This window comes from Pseudomonas sp. TH04 (assembly GCF_016651355.1).
Classification (GTDB): domain Bacteria; phylum Pseudomonadota; class Gammaproteobacteria; order Pseudomonadales; family Pseudomonadaceae; genus Aquipseudomonas; species Aquipseudomonas fluorescens.
Map to the genome: position 1 here is coordinate 5889723 of NZ_JAEKEA010000001.1, position 25753 is coordinate 5915475.

Below are 25753 nucleotides of genomic sequence, written 5' to 3' on the forward strand. Positions count from 1 at the left end.
TTATTGGCCGACCTTGAAGCTGTATTCACCGTTGCTCTTGTGGGTGTCGACCGACACGGCGTTCCACACCACTTTGTAGGTGCCGGGAGCCAGCGGTGCGGCTGGCGTGACCACCAGGGTTTTCTTGTCGGCGTCCGGCGTTTCCAGGCCTTTGATCGCAACTTCGGTGCCGTCCTTGCTCAGCGACACCTTGGTGAAGGTCGCTTCGACGCCTTCGCTGAAGGTCAGGCGCACGTCAGCGGGCGCTACGACAGTGCTGTCGGCGGCGGGTGTTTGGCTTTTCAGGTGGGCATGGGCAAATGCCGCCGAGGCGCCCAGCAGAGAAGCGAGCAGGGTGACGGTGGTCAGGGCTTTCTTGATCAACATTGTTCAGTACCTTCAGTGGAGGGCTTTGGTAATGCCATATGCAGCAGGGGAAAGGGTTTGCCTTCGCCATCCAGCGGCGAGCGCGCGACCTGGATAAAACCATAGTGCAGGTAGAAACCCACGGCTTGCGAGTTTTGTTCATTAACATCGACCGTGAGCGTGTCATGGCGTGCGCGGGCATGCTCGAGCAATTGCCGGCCGATACCCTGGCCACGGCGGTCGGGGTCGATAAACAGCATTTCCACGTTATGCCCGCCGGTGGCGATAAAACCGGCGAGGCCTTGACTGTCTTCGAACACCCATACATCAAGTGCGGGCATCGGCAGGTAGGTGTCACGGACCAGGGGCAGCAAACGCTGGATGTCATCCTCGGGGAGGAAGTCATGGGTGGCCCGTACCGAGCGCTCCCACAGCGCTCCCAGCACTGTGTCGTCGGCGGCCACACGAGGTCGAATAGTCATTGCAATGATCCTTCATGGGGATCGCGATCCTAACCAATCCGTTTTTGGGGGGGAAGGTTCGCGTATGAAGTTTCATTATGCCCTGTCGCCTCGGTCTAGAGCCGGTGGCAGTCCCCAAGCCCTGGTGTTGTCGGCGAGATTGACCAGCGAAAAGCGCGTCACTTAACAGTAATTCGCTGCCGTTTTATCCGGTACATATCACTGTCGGCGTGGCTCAGCAGCGTGTCGGCGTCCTCACCGTCCGCGGGATAAAACGCCACGCCCACGCTGCAAGACGGCATTTTGACCCGGTCAAACTCGGCGCCCAACGGTTCGGCCATGACCGCGAGTATTTGCGCCACTATCCCGTACACCGCTTCCTGCGACTGCATATCCGTCAGCAGCACGGTGAATTCATCGCCGCCCATCCGAGCCACCAGGTCGCTCTCGCGCACACAGCGCTCCAGCCGGCGGGCGATCACGCAGAGCAGCCGATCGCCCACGGCATGCCCATGCCCATCGTTGATGCCCTTAAAGTCATTAACGTCCAGAAACAGCAACGCCAGCGTCGTGTTGTGGCGCTGTGCGGCTTGCAGGGCCGAATCCAGCCCGGCGTTGAACAGCGAGCGGTTGGTGAGGGCCGTCAGCGGATCATGATGGGCGAGGAAACGTAATTCTTCCTCGGCCTGGGTGAGGGCGGTTACGTCCCTGGCAACGCCGATCCGCGCACCGACTTCTTCGGACCAGAACGCCGCCCACAGGATGTGTACGGCGTTGCCATCCTTGCGGATATAGCGGTTGCGGAAATCGACGTGAGGCTTGCCATTCATCACCCGCATGATTGAGGCCCGCGTGCGCGCCAGGTCCTCCGGGTGCATGTAGTCGGTGATGAGTGTGCCGGTCAGCTCGTCGGCGCGGTAACCGAGCAGCGCTTCACAGGCATCACTCACAAAGACGATCAGGTTGTCGCTGTCGACCACGAACACCGTGTCCAGCATCAGGTGTATCAATTTTGGATAGAGGGCTTGCAGGTCAACGGCCATAGGTCGGGGCGTCCGGTTCAGATGCGCCGATAATAGCCCGATCACGACGGACGTTGCCGGGGAATCCTGCAGACTTTCAGGTGCTGTGCCTGATCTGTCGATCAACGGCGCTCAAAGGCCTGCGCCAGCGCAGTGCAGACGAGCAATCTGCTCGGCATATCATGACGGCGAGTAGCCTAATGTGGCGGTTCGTGATGTGATGGAGGGCGTTGGAATCTGAAGATTCATCACCCGATGTCCCTGCAGCACGCTATGGCGCGCGCAGCCCCCACGTGCGTGGGCACGGCGCAAAGCAGGCGCGACAGGGGGTTGATGTGTCGAAGGTCAATTGCATCTAACAGTGAGTGGGCTTCCAGCATTTATGGGCAATCACAAGATCGGCATTCGTCGGGTCAACGTCGAAAAAATTCTGCTGGCAGCGGAGAAAATCTTCGCTGAGAAAGGCTATGGCAGCACCGCCATGGCTGACATCGCCGAAGAAGTGCAGTTGCCGCGCTCCAACCTGCATTACTACTTCACCACCAAGAGCGAGCTGTACAGCGCGGTGCTGTTCGACCTGCTGGAGTTGTGGAAGCAGGATGCCCTGAGCTTCGAAACCTTCGATGACCCACGGGTGGTGCTCAGCAGCTACATCCGCGCCAAGATGCAGCGCTCGCGCACGCGGCCGTATGGCTCGAAAGTCTGGGCCAATGAAATCATCCACGGCGCGCCGACACTGGGTGAGGCGCTGGACGAAAGCCTGTACGACTGGGCCAAGATGAAGGAAGCGAAAATTCGCCAATGGGTGGAGGACAAACGCATCCTGCCAGTGGAGCCGTCGAGCTTGCTGTATATGATTTGGGCGTCGACCCAGCACTATGCGGACTTTGATCACCAGGTGAAGATTTTGAATGATCACCAGCCGTTGTCGGATATGCAGTTTGAGAAGGCGATCCAGACGGTGACGGGGGTGATTCTACGGGGGATTGGGTTGGAGCCTTAAGAGGTGGGGTGAGGCTTAGGGCCCTTCGCGAGCATGCCCGCTCCCACCGTTGACCGCGTTTTGTCTGAAGCAGTGCAGTCGAAGGTGGGAGCGGGCTTGCTCGCGAGGGTGGTCCAAGCAGCTACACCGCCTCCCGGTAAGGATTACGCGGGTCCTGGGTCCAATTCAAAAACGGTTTCCCCGTCTCTATCGGCACCATCTCAATGCAATCGGCCACCGGGCAGGTGATCTGGCACAAATTGCAGCCTACGCACTCATCGTCAATGACTTCGTATTTGTGCGTGCCATCCGCCTGTTTCAAACTGGCGATGGCCTGGTGCGACGTGTCCTCACAGGCAATATGGCAACGTCCGCAGCCAATGCACGCGGCCTGGTCAATCTTCGCAATCACCTGGTAGTTGATGTCCAGGTACTTCCAGTCCGTGGTATTGCCCACCGCCCGCCCGGAAAATTCCTGCAAGCTTTTGTAGCCTTGGGTGTCCATCCACCGCGACAGGCCATCCTTCATCTCCTCGACAATTCGAAACCCATGCAGCATCGCCGCCGTGCACACCTGCACTGCGCCGCACCCCAGGGCGACGAATTCCGCCGCGTCACGCCAGTTGCCGATGCCGCCAATCCCGCAGATAGGCAGGCCCTGGGTCTGTGGGTCACGAGCGATTTCCGCGACCATGTTCAAGGCGATCGGCTTCACCGCCGAGCCGCAATAACCGCCATGGGTACTTTGGCTGCCGACCGTGGGCAGGGCGACCATGCGCTCAAGGTCGACACTGGTGATGGAGTTGATGGTGTTGATCAACGACACTGCATCCGCGCCCCCGCGATACGCCGCGCGTGCCGCCACGCGAATGTCGGTGATATTCGGCGTGAGCTTGACGATCACCGGCAGCGAGCAATACGTCTTGCACCAACGCGTCACCTGTTCCACATACTCCGGGACTTGGCCGACCGCCGCGCCCATGCCGCGTTCGGGCATGCCATGGGGGCAGCCGAAGTTGAGCTCAATGCCGTCGCAGCCGGTGGCCTCCACCAACGGCAGGATAGCTTTCCAGGATTCTTCGACGCAGGGCACCATCAACGACACGATCAGGGCGCGGTCGGGCCAGTCCTTTTTGACCTGGGTGATTTCCCGCAGGTTGATCTCCAGTGAGCGGTCGGTGATCAGCTCGATATTGTTGATGCCCAGCACTTCACGGTTGGCGCCGTAGTGCGCCGAGTAGCGCGACGACACGTTGACCGCCGCCGGGTCTTCACCGAGGGTTTTCCACACCACGCCGCCCCAGCCCGCTTCGAACGCGCGGACCACGTTGTAGGCCTTGTCGGTGGGCGGCGCGGAGGCCAGCCAGAACGGGTTGGGGGCTTTGATACCGGCGAACACAATCGAGAGATCGGCCATTACGCAGCCTCCACATTCAGCATGAGTTGGGCGTGCATGGCTTCGGCGGCCAGCTTGCCGTGTTGCACTGCTTGTACCGTGAGGTCCTGGCCGAGGCTGACGCAATCGCCGCCGGCGTATACCCCGGGAATGCTGGTGCGCAGGTGTTCGTCGACGAAGATTCTTTCGCCCACACGGTGCAGTTGCTGGGCCAGTGGGTCGTGCAGTGCGGCGTTATCGAAACCTTGCCCGATGGCTTTGAAGATCGCGTCGGCGGCCAGCTCGAAGGTCTCGCCAGTGGCGTGCAGTCGCCCGTTTTCCATGCGTGTACGGGCGAAACGCATGCCGCGTACGTGGCCCTGATCATCGAGCAAGACCTCTTCGGGCTGGGCCCAGGTCAGCAGCCGTACCTGATTGGCTTTGGCAATGTCCTGTTCATGCTGGGTGGCGCCCATGTCGGCAAGGCCACGGCGGTACACCAGGTTCACGTCACGCGCACCGAGACGGGCCATTTGCACGGCCATGTCGATGGCGGTATTGCCCGCGCCGAGCACGATACAGCGGTCGGCCAGAGGCAGTTGCGAGAGGTCGTCGGCCTGGCGCAGTTCGCGAATATAGTCGGTGGCGGCAAGCAGTCCGGGGGCGTCCTCGTGGGGTAAACCGAGCTGTTTGCTGGCGGCGAGGCCCAGGCCAAGGAATACCGAATCGAATTGCTGGTGCAGTTCGCTCAAGGTGAGGTTGTCGCCCAGGCGCTGACCGTGGCGGATCTCGATGCCGCCGATCTGCAAGAGGAACTCCAGCTCCTTCTGGGCGAAGTCATCGACCAGTTTGTATTTGGCGATCCCGTATTCATTCAGGCCACCGGCCTTCTCGCGCGCTTCGAATATCACCACGTCGTGACCGTGCAAAGCGGCGCGATGGGCACAGGCCAAACCCGCTGGTCCGGCGCCGACCACGGCGATGCGTTTGCCGGTCGGCGCAGCGCGTTGGAACGGGTGTTCGCTGAAGTGCGCATTGTCGATGGCGTAACGTTGCAGCAGGCCGATCAACACCGGCGCGCATTCTTCGGCGTTGTTACGCACGCAGGCTTGCTGGCACAGGATTTCGGTGGGGCAAACACGTGCGCAACTGCCGCCGAGGATATTCGCCGAGAGGATTTTCTGCGCCGCGCCTTGCACGTTTTCGGTGTGGATATTGCGGATGAACGACGGGATATCGATCTCGCTGGGGCACGCATTCACGCACGGCGCGTCGTAGCAATACAGGCAGCGCGAGGCTTCCAGTTGGGCCTGGCGGGCGTTGAGCGGCGGCGCCAGGTCGGTGAAATGGCTGGCGAGTGTCGCCCCATCTTCATGGGGATGGGGGAGGTGGGTCAGGGTCTGGATCACGGTTTTGGCCTCACGGTTTCTTTTGGATTGCCTCTAGCGGGCATCTTTGTTGCCTGTGCTGGCGCCGATTGGCGGTATCAGCGTTTCACGGCAGTGGGCCTGGAATGCTCCGCCCGCTTGCTCAACTGCTCAAACACCGATGGGTACGCGGGGCGTTCAACATATCGCCCGGCACCGCGTTCGGCGCGCAGGTCGCCATCGGCCCAGACCAGCTTGCCCTGGCTGATGGTGTGGCTCGGCACGCCGCGCACGGTCTTGCCTTCGAAGATGTTGAAGTCGACTTTCTGGTGGTGGGTCTTGGCCGAAATCGTGCGCGTGCCCTCGGGATCCCACAGCACCAGGTCTGCATCGGCGCCCACGCGGATCGCGCCTTTGCGCGGGTACAGATTGAAGATCTTCGCGGTATTGGTCGACGTCAGCGCAACGAACTCCTGCATCGACAACCGCCCGGTGTTCACGCCTTCGTGCCACAGCAGCGCCATGCGGTCTTCGATACCGGCGGTGCCGTTGGGGATCTTGCTGAAGTCATCACGCCCTGCGGCTTTTTGCTCAGCGCAAAAGCAGCAGTGGTCGGTGGCGGTGGTGTGCAGGTTGCCCGATTGCAGGCCGTGCCACAGCGCTTCCTGGTGCCCGCGCGGGCGGAACGGCGGGCTCATCACATAACCGGCAGCGGTGTGCCAGTCGGGGTGCTGGTAGACACTGTCGTCCAGCAGCAAGTGGCCGGCTAGCACTTCGCCGTACACCGGCTGGCCCTTGCCACGGGCATAGGTGATTTCGTCCAGGGCTTCCTTGGTTGACACGTGCACCAGGTACAGCGGCGTACCAATTGTCTCGGCGATGCGGATCGCACGGCTGGCCGCCTCACCTTCCACCTGCGACGGGCGCGACAGCGGATGCGCTTCCGGCCCGGTGATGCCCTGGGCCATCAACTTGCGTTGCAGGTGATACACCAGTTCGCCGTTTTCCGCATGCACGGTGGGCACTGCGCCCAACTCCAGGCAGCGTTCGAAGCTGGCGACCAGCGTGTCGTCAGCCGCCATGATCGCGTTCTTGTAGGCCATGAAATGCTTGAAGCTGTTGATGCCGTGGTGGCTGACCAGCTCGGCCATCTCCTCACGCACTTGTTCGCTCCACCATGTGATCGCCACGTGAAAGCCGTAGTCGGAGGCGGATTTTTCTGCCCAGCCGCGCCACTGGTGAAAGGCTTCCATCAAGGACTGCTGCGGGTTGGGAATCACAAAGTCGATGATCGACGTCGTGCCCCCGGCAAGGCCTGCTGCGGTGCCGCTGAAAAAGTCTTCACTGGCAACGGTGCCCATGAAGGGCAATTGCATATGGGTGTGGGGGTCGATGCCGCCGGGCATCAGGTATTGGCCGCTGCCGTCGAGCACTTCAGTGCCGGCGGGAACATCCAGACCTGTGCCAATCGCGCGAATTAGACCGCCTGCGCATAAAACATCGGCGCGGTAACGTTCATCATGGGTAATAACGGTGGCGCCACGGATCAACAGCGACATGTCGAGTTCCTCACAGGCTTGACCGGCTGGTGCCAGTTCTAAGTGTTGTAGTGCTGCGTGCCGATGGCTATTCAAAACCTGTCATCGATGACAGGAATAGAAACTAGCCCGAGTTTTTATAATGAGCAAGAAGATTTTTTATAAGCATATAGCATGTTTAAAGTATTGATTATTAAGGATAAAAAACAAATATCACCAAAATGTAGCGACCTCTCACCATTTTGACGCACTTGACAGGTTATCAATTTGAGCAACATTTCTTATTGCAAATCAGACGCTTGAGAGATGCCTCTTGACGGGGGCGGGAAATAAAAATAATTGTGTTGCACCAGATTGAGTCCCGCGGCGTCGGACAACTTCCGCGTTAGTTAGCCTGAGTGGCGCGGACAGTACCGAGGGGCCAATCGGATAAAGAAATAAAGCTGATAAACATCAGCAGGTTATATAAGCGGTGCGGGTTAAGTGGCGGTTGTCGGCACGGTTATTGAGTGCAGTGGCGGCTGGCCGGTCCCGTGATGTCATGTTGTTTACGAGGTACTCCGGCCACCCCGCACTCAGCGTGGGGGTGAGCAACAATAATTCGAAAAAACCGTGGAGCGGCCATGCAACAGAACAGATCGCAAGTCATTGAGCGCAACGGCCTGTACGAACTCGACGCCGGCCCCGACGTCCTCGACAGCCCTCGCTACAACCACGACATGGCACCGACGAAGGTGCACGAACGCACCTGGAACAAATGGCACATCACCGCGCTGTGGGTCGGCATGTCGATCTGCGTGCCCACCTACACCCTCGGCGGGGTATTGACCGCGTACTTCGGTTTGTCGGTGGGCGAGGCGTTGATGGCGATCCTGCTGGCCAATATCGTGGTGCTGATTCCGCTCACCCTTAACGCGTTTCCCGGCACCAAGTACGGCATTCCGTTTCCGGTATTGCTGCGTTCTTCCTTTGGCATTCTCGGTTCCAACGTGCCGTGTTTGATTCGGGCGCTGGTGGCGTGTGGCTGGTTTGGCATCCAGACGATGTTTGGCGGGTTGGCGATTCACCTGTTTCTGGGCTCGATTTTCGAGGGTTGGAAAGCCCTTGGCGGCACCGGTGAAGTGATCGGCTTCATGATTTTCTGGACCTTGAATTTGTGGGTGGTGCTGCGCGGCGCCGAGTCGATCAAGCGCCTGGAAACCCTGTCGGCGCCGTTGTTGGTGGCGGTGGGGATTGGCCTGCTGGTGTGGGCAATGCCGAATGTATCGCTCAGCGAGCTGATGGCGATTCCCCCCAAACGGCCTGAAGGCGCGAGTCTGACCGGTTACTTCATGGCGGGGCTTACTGCGATGGTGGGCTTCTGGGCCACCTTGTCGCTGAATATTCCCGACTTCAGCCGCTACGCCAAAAGCCAGAAAGACCAGATTCTCGGGCAGATTTTCGGGCTGCCGCTGACCATGTTCCTGTTCGCCGCCCTCGGCGTGATCATGACTGCCGCGTCGGTGAAACTGGTGGGCGTCAGCGTCTCTGATCCGGTGACCCTGATCGGGCATATCCAGAGCCCGGTGTGGGTGGCCATTGCCATGCTGCTGATCATCATCGCCACCTTGTCCACCAACACCGCAGCCAACATCGTCTCGCCCACCAACGACTTCCAGAACATCGCGCCCAAGCTGATCAACCGCACCACGGCGGTCATCCTCACCGGCCTGGTCGGTCTGGTGTTGATGGGGCATGAGTTGCTGAAAAAACTCGGGCTGATCGTTTCGGATGTGAGCCTGGAAACGGTCTATTCCAACTGGTTGCTGGGTTACTCAAGCCTGTTGGGGCCGATTGCCGGGATCATGGTGGTGGACTACTTCATCACACGCAAACAGCAGTTGGACCTGGCCGGCCTGTACCGCGATGACGTTTATCCTGCGTGGAACTGGAGTGGCTTTGTCGCCTTCGGCGTGCCGGTGGTGCTGACCCTGTTGTCGCTGGGCAGTGATGCCTTCAGCTGGTTCTACAGCTACGGCTGGTTCACCGGTTCGGCGTTGGGCGGCTTGCTGTATTACGGCCTGAATGCCAAGCGCAGAGCCAGCCCGTTGGCGCTGAAAACGCCGTTATAAAAGATTGAAAGGCAAGCCAACTGTGGGCGCGGGCGTGCTCGCGAAAGCGTTGAGTCAGTCAGCGCATCAGTCGCTGACAGACTGCATTCGCGAGCACGCCCGCTCCCACATGGATGACCTCATTCCAGTACTGGAATCGAGTCAACTCATAAGAAATGTAGCCTGAGGAGATCCCCATGAACGCTGCCCTGGACGTTCTGCAATCCACCCATCAGCACATCAACCGCGACCGCTTGTGGCAATCCCTGATGGACCTGGCCAAGCTCGGCGCAACGCCCAAGGGCGGCGTATGCCGCCTGGCCCTCACTGACCTTGACCGCAAGGCTCGCGATCTTTTTGTGCAGTGGTGTGAGGCGGCGGGTTGCAGCGTGACCGTCGACGGCATCGGCAACATCTTCGCGCGCCGCCCGGGACGCAATCCCAACCTGCCACCGGTGATGACCGGCAGCCATATCGACACTCAGCCCACGGGCGGTAAATTCGACGGGTGCTTCGGCGTGCTGGCGGGTGTCGAGGTGCTGCGCACCCTCAATGACCTCAACATCGAAACCGAAGCGCCGCTGGAAGTGGTGGTGTGGACCAACGAGGAAGGCTCGCGCTTCCCGCCGTGCATGATGGGTTCCGGGGTGTTTGCCGAGAAATTCACCCTGGCCGATACCCTGGCCAAAGTCGACGTGGACGGAGTCAGCGTCGGCGATGCATTGAATGCGATTGGCTATGCGGGCACGCGGCCAGAGAGCGGGCACAAGGTCGGCGCGTATTTCGAGGCCCATATCGAACAAGGCCCGATTCTTGAGGATGAGAAGAAAACCATCGGCGTGGTGCTGGGAGCCTTGGGGCAAAAGTGGTTCGACCTGAAGCTGCGCGGCGTTGAAGCCCATGCGGGGCCGACGCCGATGCACCTGCGCAAGGATGCTCTGGTGGGCGCGGCGGCAGTGGTGGCTGCCGTGAATGCGGCGGCGTTGGGGCACCAGCCGCATGCGTGCGGCACCGTGGGTTGTTTGCAGGCCTATCCTGGCTCGCGCAATGTGATCCCGGGTGAAGTGCGCATGACCCTGGACTTTCGTCATCTGGAACCGGCACGCCTGGATTCGATGATTGCCGAAGTGCGCAAGGTGATCGACGACACCTGTGCCAAGCACGGCTTGAGTTTTGAAATGGAACCGACCGCCGACTTCCCGCCGTTGTACTTCGACAAGGGTTGCGTGGACGCTGTGCGTGACGCGGCGAATGGGTTGGGGCTGCCGAACATGGACATCGTCAGCGGGGCAGGGCACGACGCGATCTTCGTCGCCGAACTCGGCCCGGCCGGGATGATCTTTGTGCCCTGTGAAGGCGGCATCAGCCATAACGAAATCGAAAACGCCGCGCCGGACGATCTGGCAGCCGGGTGTGCGGTGTTGTTAAGGGCAATGCTGGCCGCTTCGGCAGCAATCGCCAGCGGCAAACTGGCCGCCTGAAATGCCGTAGGAACATGTGGGAGGGGGCTTGCTCCCGATAGCGGCGACTCGGTCTCGACCTATACCCAAATCGCATCCCACAACGGGTAGTCGCCAATCTTCTTCACTAATCCCGCGCGCAATGGATTGGCCACCACCTACCTGGCCATTTTCACCAAGTCGTCTTCCTTGCGTAGCGCCCGGTCATGGAAGCTTTCCTGCCAAAGCCGTCCCTTGCGCCCCGTGACACCGTTCACGTTTCGCGTGCTTTTAGATTTCACCTGACACATCAGGTCCGCCAGCGAGCCTTTTTGCAGTTCCAGCAGCCAATGGAAATGGTCTGGCATGATCACCCACGCCAGGGAGTTTGCCAGCCCTTGGTACTGGGCGACCCGCAATTGCCAGACAACTAAGCGACCGAGGTGGAAGGCGCTGAATATCGGTGTGCGTTCGTGAGTGTTGGTGGTGATCAGGTAGATGCGGTTTGGTTCGCTGAATCGGCCTATGCGCAAACGGTGTGAAGCGGGTAGTTCAGGCATTCCTTGGCCTCTCTCAGGGTGTGTGTTGAGAGGCTAGATCGGGTGTCACGAGGAGGGTCGACAGGCTTTTGGCAGGATGTGTCTAAGAGGTTGCTATCGGGAGCAAGCCCCCTCCCACAGGGGGCAGCGGTTTTCATACAGTGTGTGTCTACCGCAGTATTGAGGGGGGAGGGAGCAAGTCCCTCCCCCATTTATCAGGCGCCGGGTTGCCAGCCGCCGCCGAGCGCGGTGACTAATCCCACACTTGCCTGCAATTGCCGCGTCTGCACCGCCTGCAATGTGCGTTGCGCCTGCAACGCCGCCGTCTGCGCGGTTACCACGTCCAGGTAGCTGACGGCTCCCGCCTGATAGCTGTTCATCGCTAGCGATTGCGTATGCTGCGCGGCATCTGCCGCTGCCTGCTCATCCTGGGCCTCCTGCTGCAAGTCGCGCAGTTGCGCGAGGTTGTCTTCCACCTCACGCACGGCTTTCAGTACATGACTGCGGTACTGCGCCGCAGCCTCTTCAAACTCGGCCTTGGCCTGTCGCTCGTTGGCACTCAAGCGTCCACCGTCAAAGATCGGCAAATTAACCAGCGGCCCCAGCGCCCAATAGCGATTACCGGCGGACAGCAAATTACCGACCCCTTGTGTCTGGCCGCCGATCAACCCGGTCAAACTGAAGTCCGGGTACCACGCCGCTTTCGCCACGCCGATATTCGCGTTGGCTGCGAACACCCGGCGTTCCGCTGCGGCGATGTCCGGACGACGTTGCAGCAGGTGGCTCGGCAGTTGAGAGGGAATCCCCGGCAACGCGATCAATTGTTGACTCGCCGGCAACCTGAAGTCGCTGGCTGCGACACCCACCAGTTCGCCAATCGCATGCTCGGTCAGGTTGCGCTGGCCGCGCACTTCGTCCAGTTGCGCCTTGGCTTCGGCCAGTTGATTTTGCGCGCGGGTCAGGTCCAGCTCCGAGGCAATCTGGCCCTCATAACGACTGCGCGTCAGTTGCAATGCCTGGCTGAAATCATCCAGCGAGCTATTCAGAATCCGGCGCTGCGCATCCAGCCCATTGAGCTGCACATACAGCGTCGCCAATTGATGCTGCAGGCTCAGGCGCGCCACCGCCAGGTCATCCCCGGAGGCTTGCGCCTGGGCATCGCCTGCCGCGACCTGGTTGCGGATTTTGCCCCACAGGTCCAAGTCATAGCTCAACGAAAAGCCCGCCGTATTGCTGTTGTAGACCGACGGCTGGGTATCGCCTCGCAGCGGTCGCGAGTCGGATTGACGCTGGCGTAACGGCTGTGCGCTGGCGCTAATCTGCGGGAACAACCCGGCATGTAACTGGCTGGCATAGGCCTGGGACGCATCGAAGTGCGCCAGCGCCGCCGCGAGGTCCGGGTTGGCCTTGAGCAGTTGTTGTTGCAGGTCATTGAGGCGCGAATCGTTGTAGAGCTTCCACCATTCGGGCGCCAGTTGATCGGACGGTTGCGCACTGTGCCACGGGCCATCACTGGTTTGTTCGCGGTAGCCGGCCGGCAGGTCGACCGACGGCACCGTATACGTGGGCGCCAGCGAGCAACCCTGCAAGGCCAGCAGCACCAACGCCGCGAGGGGGTTAAGCCTTGGGCGCATGCGCACCTCCGGCGTCGGCGAGTTGCACGGGGTCGCCCTCGCGCAGGGCGTCCGGCGGGTTATCGACGACACGGTCGGCGGGCTTCAGGCCTTGGTCGATCACCAGACGCTCGCCGAGGTCGAGGCCGATGTGGATGTCTTGCAAGTGCACATGGTTGTGCGCATCCAGCACGGCGACCTGGGTGCCTTGGGCGCGGAAGATCAGGGCACTCGCCGGGATGCTCACGCCATGGGTGTCCGCTGGAATCGGCAGGGTGGCTTCAGCGTAATCGCCAGGCAGCAATTCGCCGTTGGGGTTGTCGGCCACGAACTGGGCGAGCAAGGTGCCGGAGCGGCGGTCGATGGCGGTGGAGTCGCCGATCAGGCGCGCCTTGAAGTGCTCGCCGGGGTGCTCGGGCACGGTCAACTCGGCTTCGAGGCCGGGGTGGATGACCGCCGCGTAGTTCTGCGGCACCGGCACGTAGAGGCGCAACTGGTGGGTGTCGGCGATGTTGAACAGCTCGGGATCGCTGTCGGTGTCGGCCTTGATCAACTGGCCAATGTCGGTGTTGCGCGCGGTGATGGTGCCGGCGAACGGTGCGCGGATGGTCTTGTAGCTTTCCAGGGCGGACAGCCGCGCATAGTCGGCCGCCGCCGCCTCGGCGTTGGCTTTGGCCGCGGCGGCGTTGGAGGTTTTTTCATCGGCCTCCTGACGCGACACCGAATGGCTGGCCAACAGGTTTTGCCAGCGCGTGGCGGTGGTTTCGGCCAGGCGCGCGTTGGCCTGTTCCTGCACCAGGCGGGCGTGGGTTTGCGCCAGTTGCTGGTCAAGGTCCGGGCTGTCGATTTCGGCGAGGACTTGCCCGGCTTTGACCTGGGTACCGATGTCGGCTTTCCAGTCTTTCAAGTAGCCGCTGACCCGCGCGTGAATCGGCGCCTTGCTCCAGGCCTCAAGGTGCGCGGGCAGGCGCAAGGTGTCGCCGGCCACGTTCTGTTTCGGTTGGAACACCATCACTTGCGGGATCGCGGCGGTTTCGGTCCAGGCGGTGACCGATTGTTCGTGCATCGTGCGGGCGTGCAGGCCGTTGGCGACCAACAGGGCGGCCAGTGTCAGGCCGCCGACACCCATGAGCATCAGACGCTTGCGCGAGGGGTTGTGATCAGACGACATGTGAAGTTTCTCCAGCAACTGCGCGAGTAGGGTGACGACCGTGGACCAGGCTGAAGACCACGGGAACAAACAACAAAGTGGCGACGGTGGCGAAGATCAAGCCACCGATAACGGCACGGCCAAGCGGGGCGTTCTGCTCCTCGGAAATTGCCAGCGGCAGCATGCCGATGATCATCGCCAGCGCGGTCATGCACACCGGCCGGAAGCGCGTGTAACCGGCTTCCAGGGCGGCCTTCAGTGCATCGCCATGTTCGGCCAGGCGTTCACGACAAAAGCTCACCACCAGGATCGAGTTGGCGGTGGCCACGCCCATGCACAGGATGGCGCCGGTGAGTGCCGGCACCGACAGCGAGGTGCCGCTGAGGAACAGCATCCACACAATCCCTGCCAGCGCCGCCGGCAGTGCCGTGATGATCACGAAAGGGTCGGCCCACGATTGGAAGTTGACCACGATCAGCAGGTAGATCAGCACCACCGCGCCAAGCAAACCAAAGCTCAAACCACTGAACGCTTCATGCAGGGCATCGATCTGCCCGTGCAGGCTGATCACCGCACCTTTGGGGCGCATGGAGGCGGTGTCGTCCAGCACTTTTTGCACGTCGCGGGCCACGCCACCGAGGTCGCGACCTTGCACGTTGGCGTACAGGTCCAGGGTCGGTTCGATGTTGTAGTGGGTCACGACTGCCGGGCTTTGCACGCGCGCGATGGTCGCCACGCCGCCGAGGATTTGTGATTGGCCATTGGCACCGGTCACCGGCAAGGCTTCCAGCGACGGCAGGCTGTCGAGGCGGTATTGCGGGGTGGCGGCGACGATCGAATACGACACGCCGTTGGCCGGGTTGAGCCAGAAGGTCGGCGCGGTTTGCGAGCTGCCGGCGAGGGAGGCGACCATGCTGTTGGTCACGTCACGCTCGGTGATGCCCAGGCCATTGGCGCGCATACGGTCGACGTTAACTTGCAGCGACGGGTAGCCGGTGGACTGCTGGATACGCAGGTCGGCGATGCCCGGCACGTGTTGCAGGCGCCGCTCAAGCTCCACGGCGTAGGCACGGTTTTCTGCATCGCTGCGCCCGGAAATTTTTACATCCAGCGGCGCGGGTGCACCGAAGTTGAGGATCTGGCTGCTGATATCCGCGGGCAGGAAGGCGAAGTGGCTGCCGGGGAAACTTTCCGGCAAGGCTTCACGCAGTTTTTTTACGTAATCGGCAGTCGGTGCGTGGTGCTTTTTCAGGCTGACTTGAATGTCGCCATCCTGTGGGCCGATGGTGCCGCTGCTGCTGTAGGCCATGTCGATGCCGCTGAGCGGAATGCCGATGTTGTCGACGATGGTGTCGAGTTCTTCGGCCGGGATTACTTCGCGAATCCGCGCTTCAATCCGGTCGAAGGCGGCGGCGCTTTCTTCAATCCGCGTGCCCAGCGGCAAACGTACGTGAAGGGCGAGGGCGCCGGCGTCGGTGGCCGGGAAGAAGTCCTGGCCCAGGCTCGGCAGCAGCAGGAACGACGCCAGCACGCAGGCCAGGAAGCCGACGATAAAGCGCTTGCGGGCGCCGAGGGCCAGCGTCAACAGACCGTGGTAGGTATCGCGGATAGTCGAGAAGTGCCGCTCGAACCCTTGCTGGAAATTCAGCACTGCTTGCAGCACACGATTGCGAGGTTTGTTGTGCTGCTCACCCTCGTGGTGGTTGATGAATTGATCTTCCGGGTGATGCCCTGCGCCTTGTTCCGGCATATGTGGCTTGAGCAGGAACATCGCCAGCGTTGGCACCAGGGTGCGCGAAAGGATGAACGAGCTGGCCATGGCGAAGATCACCGCGAGGGCCATCGGCCGGAACAGGTAGCCGGCGATGCCTTGCAGCAGGAACATCGGCACAAACACGATGCAGATGCACAGCAGCGAGACGAACGCCGGACCGACAATTTGCGCGGCGCCGTCGAGGATCGCGGTCTTTACCGCCTTGCCTTGCTCCAGGTGCCAGTTGATGTTTTCGATGGTCACCGTGGCGTCGTCCACCAAAATCCCCACCGCCAACGCCAGCCCGCCGAGGGTCATCACGTTGAGGGTTTGCCCGCTGACGGCCAGCAGTGCGATGGCGGACAGCACCGCCAGGGGAATCGACGCGGCGATGATCAGTGTCGAGCGCCAGCTGCCGAGAAACAGCAGGATCATCGCACTGGTCAGCAGTGCGGCGATGATGCCTTCCTGGGCCACGCTGCCTACCGACTGCTTGACGAACACCGAGGCGTCACCCAACAGCGAAGTCTTCAGCGACGGCGGCAGGGTTTCGTTGATACGCGGCAGCATCTGGCGGATGCCATCGATGATCGACAGGGTCGAGATGCTGCCGTTTTTCAAGGCCGGCATGAGTACTGCGCGGTGACCGTCGACGCGCACGATGTTGGTCTGCGGCGGCGAGCCGTCACGCACGTGGGCCACTTGGCCAATGGTGATGATGGCGCCGTCGACGGTCTTGATCGGCAGGTCGTTCAGCTCGTCAATCGCCTTGGGGCTGTTGTTGAGCAGGATCGTGTATTCGTTGGGGCCGAGCTTGGCGGTGCCCACCGGGATGATCTGGTTTTGCAGTGCCAGGGCATTGCCTACGTCCTGCGCCGACAAACCTTTGGCGGCCAGCGCCTGCGGGTCAAGGTCGAGGGTGATCTGGCGTTGCTTGCCGCCCATTGGCGTCGGCATGGCCAGGCCGGGCAGGGCACTCAACGGCAGCCGGATATTGTTCTGCACCAGGTCGCGGATCTTGGCTTCCGAGAGGCTGGGGCTGGAGAACGCCATTTGCAGGATCGGCACCGTGGAGGCGCTGTAGTTAAGGATCAACGGCGGCGTGATGCCCGGTGGCATCTGCTTGAGCACGGTTTGTGAAACCGCCGTCACTTGGGCGTTGGCGGTGCGGATGTCCACGCCGGGTTGGAAGAAGATTTTCACGATGCCCATGCCGGGCAGCGATTGCGATTCGATGTGTTCGATGTCGTTAACGGTGGTGCTCAGTGAACGTTCGTAGGTGTAGATCACCCGACCGGCCATGGCGTCCGGTGACAGGCCGTTGTACTGCCAGACGACGGCGACGACGGGTATGCCGATATCGGGGAACACATCCGTAGGGGTTCGCAGGGCCGCCATCGGCCCGATGATGCAGATGAATATGGCCAACACGATGAACGTGTACGGCTTTTGCAGTGCGGTCTTTACCAGCCCGAGCATGCGTGAACCTCCGAAGGAGCAGGATTGCAAACCCCGGCAGTCTTGCCCGACCCACCTAACACGCACCTTTCAGCCAGGTGAAGGAACATTTAGTTAAGCGCTGAAGATCGTTTCATATGTATTCATTTGTTCTACAAAGGGTGGGTCTCCAAGCTTGTCCCCCATCGGACTCGACACCTTTCAGATCCGGACAACGTTCTTTTTTGGAGCCCTGCCATGACATTTAAAGCACTCAAACCCCTGTTGTTGATTCCCGCCCTCGGCGCTGTTCTGTTGTTGTCGGCGTGTGCCGGCCCGCTGCCCAAGGCTGACCCGAGCGAAGCGTGGATAGGATTGACAGAAGAGGCCCCGAACGACCTGATGGCCGAGCGCGTCGACGGCAAGCGCGTGGATGACGGCCGCTACTTTGAAGTGACTCCGGGCGACCACCGTCTGGACGTGACGTTATTTGAAGAAGAGGCGGGCGACGACAACCAGCAAGACTGCCAGGGCCGGGTCGAGTACAAGCACTTCAAGGCGGGGGAACACTACACGTTGGCGGAATCGAGCCTGGGCACCACCGTACGTGCCGTCCTCAAGGACGGTCACGGCAAGGAAGTCGCGGCGACTCAAGACTTCAATTGCATGCCAGGCTAAGCGTGGTGCGCCGCCGCCTTGTGGGGCTTGGCCGGTGCAGCAGGTCTGACGTGGGGGTGATGATGCCGGCGGGTCACGCGCATCACGCCCCACAACATGGCGCTGGCGACCGCCAGCCAACCGCAGATCAACAGGAAAATCGTCGTTGCAAGGCTCATTCTGGCCTCCTTTCGCCCCGCTGGGGGCACACACAGTCTTCTCAATGGACAGTCTAGCTACCTGGCGGTTGCGTGCTATTGACCAATGGTCGAGTCCATCCAACTTGTTTGCTATATCCGCGCCTCCTCTCTGTTACCTAAACGCGATTGGGCTATGATCAGGGCCCTCACCGGCCGTTGATCAAGCGAGTCAAAAATTGCGGTTACGTTCGAACATTAAAACTTCTTTGCTGCTGGCATGCGCCCTCGGGCTTGCCGCCTGTTCCGGTCACCCCTCGAAACTGGCGGGCTTGCCGGAGCGTGTCGAACTCACCGGGGTGCCGGCCTTTCGCAGTGAGGCTTACCTGAGTGGTCCATCGGCTTTAGCCAGCATGCTGTCGCAACAAGGCATTGTGATGACACCCGGCTTGCTGGATAAACCGCTGCACCTGCCCGGCGCTGAAGCTGATCTTGAGCGCAACATGCAGGTCCTTGCGCGTGAATACGGGCTGATGGTGTACCCGCTGGATAGCCGGCTCACGGCGGTACTGGAACAGGTGGCCGCGGGGTATCCGGTGATGGCGCGGATCGACTCAAGCTTCTGGTCCGGCGCGCGGTACGTCGTGGTGGTGGGGTTCAATCAGCAGAAGAGCACCGTGCTGCTGCGCTCGGGCAAGGAACGACGTTTGTTGATGAGCTTCAGCGATTTTGAGTCGGCGTGGAAGAGTGCCGGTCACTGGGGCATCCTGACCCAGCGTCCGAGCCAGTTGCCGGCAAATGTAGATGCGCAGCGCTGGCGGGAGGCGGCTAACGCGACCGCCCAAGCCGGCCAGGAGCAGTCAGCGGCGCAGGCACTCAAGGTGCTGGCAGAAAGGAAATAACCTACCCAGGGTTCAACAGTACGGGAGGCTGGCTTGCCCGCGATACCGGCAAGCCAGCCTTCCATCTTCGAACGGCGTTGCTCAGCGACGTACTTCAGCCGCGTTCGGGCGATTCTTCAGGTTCTTGTCGGCCTTGTAGCGCAACGCGACGTCCGGCACCGAACCACTTTTGCCGGTCTCAACCCAATTGCGGATACGCGTGGCATCGGCGAAGTGAGTGAACTTGCCGAAGGCATCAAGAATGACCAGCGACACCGGGCGGTTACCCATGCTGGTGACCAGGACCAGGCAGTGGCCGGCCTGGTTGGTGAAACCGGTCTTGGTCAGTTTGATATCCCATTTGGCACGGTTGATCAGGTGGTCGGTGTTGGAGAAACCCAAGGTGTAGTTGGGTTTACGGAACGACACGGTCTTTTCTTTGGTCGTGCTCAGTTGGCTGAGCAGCGGGTATTTGCGTGCGGCGGCCAACAGCTTGCTCAGGTCACGGGCGGTGGACACGTTGTGAATCGACAGGCCGGTAGGCTCGACGTAGTGAGTGCTGGTCATGCCCAGCGCCTTGGCTTTGGCGTTCATGGCGGCGATGAAGGCCGGGTAGCCGCCAGGGTAGTGGTGCGCCAGGCTCGCGGCAGCGCGGTTTTCGGAGGACATCAGGGCGATCAGCAGCATTTCCTTGCGGGGCATTTCGCTACCGATTTTCACTCGGGAGAACACGCCTTTCATTTCCGGCGTGTCTTTGATGTTGATGTCGATGTATTCATCCATGTTTTGCTTGGCTTCCAGCACGATCAGGCCGGTCATCAGCTTGCTCACGGAAGCGATCGGCACCACCACATCGGGGTTGCTGGAATAGATGACTTTGTTGGTTTGCAGGTCGACCAGCATGGCGCTGCCGGAAGCGATTTGCAGTTTGGAGGTATCACGCGGAGCCAGAGTGGTTTCGGCTGCGTGCGCGAAGGTGCCTGTAAATGCGAAAAATAGGCTGACAATAGAGAGACGAATTTTCACGCGGATGAACTCGCTAAAAAGTAAGGAAATACCGTTTGGAAACGGGTTTTATGACAAATGCCGTTACATTTTAGGAGTATGGATCAGAAACTGTCGAATGTTCTTCGAGAACCAGACGAAAGTGCTTAAAAACTAACAAAAAACGGGTTTTATCCGCGCATTAAAAAGCCCTGCTATAAGGCAGGGCTTTTTCAGTACGACGGGTTATTAGCTGTGCAGCGTTTCTGCCGCATACAGCGTGTTTTCCAACAGGCAGGCACGGGTCATCGGGCCGACACCGCCGGGTACTGGTGTGATCCAGCCAGCGCGGGGCAGGGCGGTTTCGTACACCACATCGCCTACCAGCTTGCCGTCTTCCTGGCGGTTGATGCCTACGTCGATGACGATGGCGCCTTCCTTGATCCACTCACCCTTGACCAGGCCCGGCTTGCCGGCGGCAACCACCACCAGATCGGCACGGCCGACATGGCCGGCGAGGTCCTTGGTGAAGCGGTGGGTGACGGTCACGGTGCAGCCAGCCAGCAGCAGTTCCATGGCCATCGGGCGACCGACGATGTTGGAAGCACCGACCACCACGGCATCGAGGCCGTACAGATCGACACCGGTGCTTTCCAGCAGCGTCATGATGCCTTTCGGCGTGCAGGGGCGCAGCAGCGGGATGCGCTGGGCCAGACGGCCGACGTTATAAGGGTGGAAGCCGTCGACGTCCTTGTCCGGGCGAATGCGTTCCAGCAATTGGGAAGCGTCCAGATGCTCGGGCAGCGGCAGTTGAAGCAGGATGCCGTCGATGCTCGGGTTTTCATTGAGGCTGTCGATCAGGTCGGTAAGGGCCTGCTGGGTGGTGTCCTCCGGCAAGTCGTAGGCTTTGGAAATAAAGCCGACTTCTTCACAGTCTTTACGCTTGTGCGAGACATAAACCTGAGAGGCAGGATCGCTGCCGACCAGGATCACCGCGAGGCCAGGCGTGCGCAGGCCTTGCTGGCTACGCTCGGTGACGCGTTTGGCGATCTGCTGGCGCAGGCTGGCGGCGATTGATTTGCCGTCGATAAGTTGTGCAGTCATTACGCGTGATTAACCATCGAGAGGGGGAAGAAAAGTGCGCGTATTCTCGCACGCCAGGACGTGAGGGCAAAGGCGCTTGGTCTGCAAATTGGCCTAACCCCTTAAATAAAATGAATTTTTTTCAAAAAAGATTTGACGGGTTTCAAGGCCCTCTATACTATTCGTCGCACTTGTCGGGCACAGCCTAGCACTGCTTAAGAAGGTCGAGCAGAATTGCTGTTCTGTAAGGCTGGAAGCACTTAGTTTGTAATCCTCCAAGAGTACAGATTAATAAGGCGCCCGTAGCTCAGCTGGATAGAGCATCCGCCTTCTAAGCGGATGGTCGCAGGTTCGAGTCCTGCCGGGTGCGCCATTAGGCAGCTTTGGCACAAGTAGCGCTATATGGTGGGCGTAGCTCAGTTGGTAGAGCACGGGATTGTGACTCCCGTTGTCGAGGGTTCGATCCCCTTCGTCCACCCCATATTTAGAAAGGCGCCAGATTAATCATCTGGCGCCTTTGCTTTAAGAGCTTCAAGCGCGGATGTGGTGGAATTGGTAGACACACTGGATTTAGGTTCCAGCGCCGCGAGGCGTAAGAGTTCGAGTCTCTTCATCCGCACCAATTAAAGCGTTGCCGGGCCATCAGGCGCGGTAAGGCTCGACAAAGAAGATGTGTGAGTTCTTTGTTAATGCAATATGGTGGGCGTAGCTCAGTTGGTAGAGCACGGGATTGTGACTCCCGTTGTCGAGGGTTCGATCCCCTTCGTCCACCCCATATTCAGAAAAAGCGCCAGATCAGTGATCTGGCGCTTTTTTTTGCGTCAGAAATTTCCGATTGGCCGTGCAAGTCAGCTTGACGCCAAGAAAAAGCAAGCATTCTCAATGCCTTGGCGTTAGAATCGTTGCCGGTTTTGAGCGTGTAGAACTGATCCAGGGCTATATCAGGGTCGGTACAGCTATTTAATAGCGATAACGGCGCAGTACCTGAAAAAGGGCTGTGCCGTTTTTGTTTAAGTGTTTTGAGTTTCAGGGCGGGGCGTTTCGTCGTATTTGTGTTTCTCGATGCTGCCGCCGTGCCCTCCGGTCTTGTTTGCAAGGTCGGTCGCCAGGGGCGTGCGTTTCGGCGCTTTTATATATAGAAGGGTTGATGCAGAGCCCTGGCGTGTTGAGCTGTATTTGCTAACGGGATGAGGTGCATGCGTGCACTTGAACCTATAAATGGCCTGCTGTTTTTCTACCCGTTTTCAGTAGGGTGACTTCTTGAGTTTGACCCACTAGAATGCATGCCCTTGATTCTGGGGTCGGAAACGGCCGGCTAACGTCTGTGCAACGAGGAATATCCATGCAAGTTTCTGTTGAAAATACTACTGCTATCGAGCGCCGCCTGAGCATCACCGTGCCGGCAGAGCGTATTGAGACTGCGGTCAACAAGCGTCTGCAGCAGACTGCCCAAAAGGCCAAAATCGCTGGTTTCCGTCCAGGCAAAGTGCCAATGAGCGAAATCAAGCGTCGTTTTGGCGCCGATGCGCGTCAGGAAGCTGTGGGTGACGTGATCCAGGCTTCTTTTTACGAAGCTGTTGTTGAGCACAAGCTGAACCCGGCTGGCTCGCCTTCGATCGAGCCTAAGTCCCTGGAAGCAGGTAAAGACCTGGAATACGTTGCCGTATTCGAAGTGTTCCCGGAGTTCACCGTTGCCGGTTTCGAAGACATCGCTGTTGAGCGCCTGAGCGCCGACGTGGCTGATGCCGACCTGGACAACATGCTGGAAATCCTGCGCAAGCAGAACACTCGTTTTGAAGTGGCCGATCGCGCTGCCCAGAACGAAGATCAACTGAACATCGATTTCGTTGGCAAGGTTGACGGCGAAGCATTCGCTGGCGGCTCCGCCAAGGGCACTCAGCTGGTGCTGGGTTCCAACCGCATGATCCCTGGTTTCGAAGACGGCCTGGTTGGCGCAAAAGCCGGCGAAGAGCGCGTTCTGAACCTGACCTTCCCAGCTGACTACCAGAACCTGGACCTGGCCGGCAAAGCCGCCGAGTTCACCGTGACGGTCAACAGCGTATCCGAGCCTAAGCTGCCAGAGCTGAACGAAGAGTTCTTCGCTCAGTTCGGTATCAAGGAAACCGGTATCGACGGCTTCCGCACCGAAGTTCGCAAGAACATGGAGCGCGAGCTGCGTCAGGCCATCAAGTCCAAGGTCAAGAACCAGGTAATGGACGGCCTGCTGGCTGCCAACCCGATCGAAGTGCCTAAGGCTCTGCTGTCCAACGAAGTGGATCGCCTGCGCGTTCAAGCGGTTCAGCAGTTTGGTGGCAACATCAAGCCTGACCAACTGCCGGCCGAGCTGTTCGAAGAGCAAGCCAAGCGCCGCGTTGTGCTGGGTCTGGTCGTCGCAGAAGTGGTCAAGCAATTCGACCTCAAGCCTGACGAAGATCGTGTTCGCGAAATGATCCAGGAAATGGCCTCGGCCTACCAGGAGCCTGAGCAGGTTGTAGCTTGGTACTACAAGAACGACCAGCAGCTGAACGAAGTACGTTCGGTTGTGCTGGAAGAACAAGTTGTGGATACTGTTCTGCAGAAGGCTAAGGTGACCGATAAAGCGGTCTCTTACGAAGAAGCAGTCAAACCGGCGGAAGCAGCACAAGCCGACTGATTGTCCAACTCGTTCGAAATACAACCATAAGCCAGCCTCGCGCTGGCTTATGCGTTTTCAAGACATGACTATTTGGGAGTAACTGCAGAGCATGTTCCGTAATTCCTATATTCAGCAGAACTCTGATATCCAGGCCGCTGGCGGCCTGGTCCCGATGGTTGTCGAGCAATCTGCTCGTGGCGAACGCGCCTATGACATCTACTCGCGCCTGCTCAAGGAACGAGTGATTTTTCTGGTCGGCCCTGTAGAGGACTACATGGCTAACCTGATTTGTGCGCAACTGCTGTTCCTTGAAGCGGAAAACCCGGACAAGGACATCCATCTTTACATTAACTCTCCGGGTGGCTCGGTGACGGCGGGTATGTCGATCTACGACACCATGCAGTTCATCAAGCCAAACGTGTCGACCACTTGCATCGGCCAGGCCTGCAGCATGGGCGCTTTCCTGCTGACCGCAGGTGCCGAGGGCAAGCGTTTCTGCCTGCCTAACTCGCGCGTGATGATTCACCAGCCACTGGGCGGCTTCCAGGGCCAGGCGTCGGATATCGAAATTCACGCCAAGGAAATCCTGTTTATTCGTGAGCGCCTCAATACATTGATGGCCAAGCACAGCGGGCATACCCTGGAAGAAATCGAGCGTGACACCAATCGCGACAACTTTATGAGCGCGGAAGCTGCGCGTGCGTATGGGTTGATCGACGCGGTGATCGAAAAGCGCCCCGCTTAATATAAGCAGCTCAAAATAGGGCTGGTCGGCGTGTCCGACTACCGGCGGGCTTGAAAAAGCCCGCATAAGCCTTCATCTTGTGTTGCAAGCCTATCGGATTTGGATCGAACGAATGACTGACACCCGCAACGGCGAGGACAACGGCAAGCTGCTCTATTGCTCCTTCTGCGGCAAAAGCCAGCATGAAGTACGCAAATTGATTGCCGGCCCCTCGGTGTTTATCTGCGACGAGTGCGTCGACCTGTGCAATGACATCATCCGCGAGGAGGTGCAGGAAGCCCAGGCCGAAAGCAGCGCGCATAAATTGCCTTCGCCTAAAGAAATCAGCGGCATCCTTGACCAATATGTGATTGGTCAAGAGCGTGCAAAGAAGGTTCTGGCCGTAGCGGTGTACAACCACTACAAGCGCTTGAATCAGCGTGACAAAAAAGGCGACGAGGTCGAACTCGGCAAGAGCAACATCTTGCTGATCGGTCCTACTGGCTCGGGTAAAACCTTGCTGGCGGAAACCCTCGCGCGCCTGCTGAACGTTCCGTTCACCATCGCCGACGCCACCACCCTCACCGAGGCTGGCTACGTGGGTGAAGATGTCGAGAACATCATTCAGAAATTGCTGCAGAAGTGCGACTACGACGTAGAGAAGGCCCAGATGGGTATTGTCTATATCGACGAAATCGACAAGATTTCGCGCAAGTCCGACAACCCGTCGATCACCCGTGACGTTTCCGGTGAAGGCGTGCAGCAAGCGCTGTTGAAACTGATTGAAGGCACGGTAGCTTCCGTACCGCCTCAAGGCGGCCGCAAGCACCCGCAGCAGGAATTCCTTCAGGTTGATACGCGTAACATCCTGTTCATTTGTGGCGGTGCTTTCTCCGGTCTGGAGAAGGTTATTCAGCAGCGTTCCACACGTGGCGGTATCGGTTTTGGTGCGGAAGTGCGCAGCAAGGAAGAAGGCAAGAAAGTGGGCGAGTCCCTGCGTGAAGTCGAGCCTGACGATCTGGTCAAGTTCGGTCTGATCCCGGAATTCGTTGGCCGCTTGCCTGTCCTGGCCACGCTGGACGAGCTGGATGAGGCTGCTTTGATTCAGATCCTCACCGAGCCGAAAAACGCCCTGACCAAGCAATATGCCAAGTTGTTCGAAATGGAAGGTGTAGACCTCGAGTTCCGTACCGATGCACTCAAATCAGTGGCCAAGCGGGCACTGGAGCGCAAGACCGGTGCACGTGGTTTGCGCTCGATCCTCGAAGGCGTGTTGCTCGACACCATGTACGAAATCCCCTCGCAGTCTGAGGTGAGTAAAGTGGTGATCGACGAAAGCGTTATCGAAGGCAAGTCCAAGCCACTGTATATCTACGAAAACAGTGAGCCGGCTGCCAAGGCTGCACCCGACGCGTAAGCGTTTAGCTGTCGCAGTACAAGCAAGGGGCCTTTCGGGGCCCCTTATTTATTTTCGGGCGATTTTGCAGCGTTGTTTTTTAATTCGCGTTTATTCATGCGTTTAACTGCCAGCATTGAGCTTG

At 59.5% G+C, this 25753-nt stretch carries 21 protein-coding genes, 4 tRNA genes and 1 pseudogene; 12 read left to right on the plus strand and 14 right to left on the minus strand.

What is annotated here, in order from left to right:
• From copC to JFT85_RS26600, 3 genes are all read right to left on the minus strand, one after another.
• Window positions 1-366 carry a copper homeostasis periplasmic binding protein CopC gene (gene copC / locus JFT85_RS26590; protein ID WP_201230717.1) on the minus strand — a complete coding sequence of 122 codons (366 nt, stop codon included), beginning with the start codon at window positions 364-366 and terminating at the stop codon, window positions 1-3.
• Complete coding sequence (locus JFT85_RS26595) at window positions 360-827, minus strand: acetyltransferase (RefSeq protein WP_201230718.1); 468 nt, start codon at window positions 825-827, stop codon at window positions 360-362. Before JFT85_RS26595 ends, copC begins: the two co-directional genes overlap by 7 nt.
• A gap of 158 nt (window positions 828-985) precedes the next feature.
• A complete protein-coding gene (locus JFT85_RS26600) occupies window positions 986-1849 on the minus strand; it encodes a sensor domain-containing diguanylate cyclase (RefSeq protein WP_201230719.1) in 864 nt (287 codons plus the stop codon).
• 361 nt (window positions 1850-2210) lie between these two features.
• Here JFT85_RS26600 and JFT85_RS26605 point away from each other — a divergent pair, with 361 nt between their 5' ends.
• Window positions 2211-2831, plus strand: coding sequence for a TetR/AcrR family transcriptional regulator (locus tag JFT85_RS26605; RefSeq protein ID WP_053256965.1), 621 nt, complete (start codon window positions 2211-2213; stop codon window positions 2829-2831).
• 121 nt (window positions 2832-2952) lie between these two features.
• On the opposite strand, the gene preA is transcribed toward JFT85_RS26605, so the two are convergent.
• The 3 genes from preA to hydA all read right to left on the minus strand — a co-directional run bounded on the left by preA (window position 2953) and on the right by hydA (window position 7111).
• Window positions 2953-4227, minus strand: coding sequence for an NAD-dependent dihydropyrimidine dehydrogenase subunit PreA (preA, locus tag JFT85_RS26610; protein ID WP_201230720.1), 1275 nt, complete (start codon window positions 4225-4227; stop codon window positions 2953-2955).
• Window positions 4227-5594 (minus strand): NAD(P)-dependent oxidoreductase, encoded by a 1368-nt coding sequence (locus tag JFT85_RS26615; RefSeq protein ID WP_053256963.1) that lies wholly within the window; start codon window positions 5592-5594, stop codon window positions 4227-4229. The genes preA and JFT85_RS26615 overlap by 1 nt, the downstream gene beginning before the upstream one ends.
• A gap of 77 nt (window positions 5595-5671) precedes the next feature.
• A complete protein-coding gene (hydA, locus tag JFT85_RS26620) occupies window positions 5672-7111 on the minus strand; it encodes a dihydropyrimidinase (protein ID WP_053256962.1) in 1440 nt (479 codons plus the stop codon).
• A gap of 602 nt (window positions 7112-7713) precedes the next feature.
• On the opposite strand from hydA, the gene JFT85_RS26625 reads away from it, so the two are divergent.
• Entirely contained in the window at window positions 7714-9201 is a 1488-nt protein-coding gene (locus JFT85_RS26625) for an NCS1 family nucleobase:cation symporter-1 (protein WP_069551755.1), read from the plus strand.
• Window positions 9202-9377: 176 nt separating this feature from the next.
• Window positions 9378-10661 carry a Zn-dependent hydrolase gene (locus JFT85_RS26630; RefSeq protein WP_187601325.1) on the plus strand — a complete coding sequence of 428 codons (1284 nt, stop codon included), beginning with the start codon at window positions 9378-9380 and terminating at the stop codon, window positions 10659-10661.
• 59 nt (window positions 10662-10720) lie between these two features.
• Here the strand turns inward: JFT85_RS26630 and JFT85_RS26635 are convergent.
• From JFT85_RS26635 to JFT85_RS26650, 4 genes and pseudogenes are all read right to left on the minus strand, one after another.
• A pseudogene (locus JFT85_RS26635) lies at window positions 10721-11179 on the minus strand (REP-associated tyrosine transposase).
• A gap of 194 nt (window positions 11180-11373) precedes the next feature.
• Entirely contained in the window at window positions 11374-12792 is a 1419-nt protein-coding gene (locus tag JFT85_RS26640; protein WP_053256959.1) for an efflux transporter outer membrane subunit, read from the minus strand.
• Window positions 12776-13942 (minus strand): efflux RND transporter periplasmic adaptor subunit, encoded by a 1167-nt coding sequence (locus JFT85_RS26645; RefSeq protein ID WP_078826895.1) that lies wholly within the window; start codon window positions 13940-13942, stop codon window positions 12776-12778. Before JFT85_RS26645 ends, JFT85_RS26640 begins: the two co-directional genes overlap by 17 nt.
• Complete coding sequence (locus JFT85_RS26650; protein WP_053256957.1) at window positions 13932-17153, minus strand: efflux RND transporter permease subunit; 3222 nt, start codon at window positions 17151-17153, stop codon at window positions 13932-13934. Before JFT85_RS26650 ends, JFT85_RS26645 begins: the two co-directional genes overlap by 11 nt.
• 216 nt (window positions 17154-17369) lie before the next feature.
• On the opposite strand from JFT85_RS26650, the gene JFT85_RS26655 reads away from it, so the two are divergent.
• Complete coding sequence (locus JFT85_RS26655; protein ID WP_053256956.1) at window positions 17370-17789, plus strand: PA0061/PA0062 family lipoprotein; 420 nt, start codon at window positions 17370-17372, stop codon at window positions 17787-17789.
• Here the strand turns inward: JFT85_RS26655 and JFT85_RS26660 are convergent.
• Window positions 17786-17947: a hypothetical protein gene (locus tag JFT85_RS26660; RefSeq protein WP_171902608.1), complete on the minus strand. Its 162-nt coding sequence runs from the start codon at window positions 17945-17947 to the stop codon at window positions 17786-17788. The two genes, JFT85_RS26655 and JFT85_RS26660, sit on opposite strands and share 4 nt — an antisense overlap.
• Window positions 17948-18144: 197 nt before the next feature.
• Between JFT85_RS26660 and JFT85_RS26665 the strand changes: the two genes are divergently transcribed.
• Window positions 18145-18807 (plus strand): peptidase C39 family protein, encoded by a 663-nt coding sequence (locus tag JFT85_RS26665; protein WP_069551751.1) that lies wholly within the window; start codon window positions 18145-18147, stop codon window positions 18805-18807.
• Between the two features lie 81 nt (window positions 18808-18888).
• Here JFT85_RS26665 and pbpG read toward each other — a convergent pair whose 3' ends face one another.
• Window positions 18889-19812, minus strand: a complete 924-nt coding sequence (pbpG, locus tag JFT85_RS26670; protein ID WP_053256954.1) for a D-alanyl-D-alanine endopeptidase — start codon at window positions 19810-19812, stop codon at window positions 18889-18891.
• Between the two features lie 207 nt (window positions 19813-20019).
• Window positions 20020-20874: a bifunctional methylenetetrahydrofolate dehydrogenase/methenyltetrahydrofolate cyclohydrolase FolD gene (gene folD / locus JFT85_RS26675; protein ID WP_053256953.1), complete on the minus strand. Its 855-nt coding sequence runs from the start codon at window positions 20872-20874 to the stop codon at window positions 20020-20022.
• Between the two features lie 275 nt (window positions 20875-21149).
• Between folD and JFT85_RS26680 the strand changes: the two genes are divergently transcribed.
• The 4 genes from JFT85_RS26680 (at window position 21150) to JFT85_RS26695 (ending at window position 21628) form a co-directional block, all read left to right on the plus strand.
• Window positions 21150-21226, plus strand: a tRNA-Arg gene (locus tag JFT85_RS26680).
• A 32-nt stretch (window positions 21227-21258) separates the two neighbouring features.
• Window positions 21259-21334 (plus strand) — tRNA-His (locus tag JFT85_RS26685).
• A 56-nt stretch (window positions 21335-21390) separates the two neighbouring features.
• Window positions 21391-21475, plus strand: a tRNA-Leu gene (locus tag JFT85_RS26690).
• 77 nt (window positions 21476-21552) lie between these two features.
• Window positions 21553-21628: transfer RNA gene (locus JFT85_RS26695), tRNA-His, on the plus strand.
• Window positions 21629-21631: 3 nt separating this feature from the next.
• Here JFT85_RS26695 and JFT85_RS26700 read toward each other — a convergent pair.
• The gene (locus JFT85_RS26700) at window positions 21632-21949 is read right to left on the minus strand and encodes a hypothetical protein (RefSeq protein ID WP_169875249.1); all 318 of its coding nucleotides are present in this window, start codon (window positions 21947-21949) and stop codon (window positions 21632-21634) included.
• Window positions 21950-22195: 246 nt separating this feature from the next.
• On the opposite strand from JFT85_RS26700, the gene tig reads away from it, so the two are divergent.
• The 3 genes from tig (at window position 22196) to clpX (ending at window position 25629) form a co-directional block, all read left to right on the plus strand.
• Window positions 22196-23506, plus strand: a complete 1311-nt coding sequence (tig, locus tag JFT85_RS26705; protein ID WP_017136463.1) for a trigger factor — start codon at window positions 22196-22198, stop codon at window positions 23504-23506.
• 91 nt (window positions 23507-23597) lie between these two features.
• Window positions 23598-24233, plus strand: coding sequence for an ATP-dependent Clp endopeptidase proteolytic subunit ClpP (gene clpP / locus JFT85_RS26710; RefSeq protein ID WP_003238276.1), 636 nt, complete (start codon window positions 23598-23600; stop codon window positions 24231-24233).
• A 112-nt stretch (window positions 24234-24345) separates the two neighbouring features.
• Window positions 24346-25629 (plus strand): ATP-dependent Clp protease ATP-binding subunit ClpX, encoded by a 1284-nt coding sequence (clpX, locus tag JFT85_RS26715; protein ID WP_017136464.1) that lies wholly within the window; start codon window positions 24346-24348, stop codon window positions 25627-25629.
• Window positions 25630-25753 lie beyond the last annotated feature (124 nt).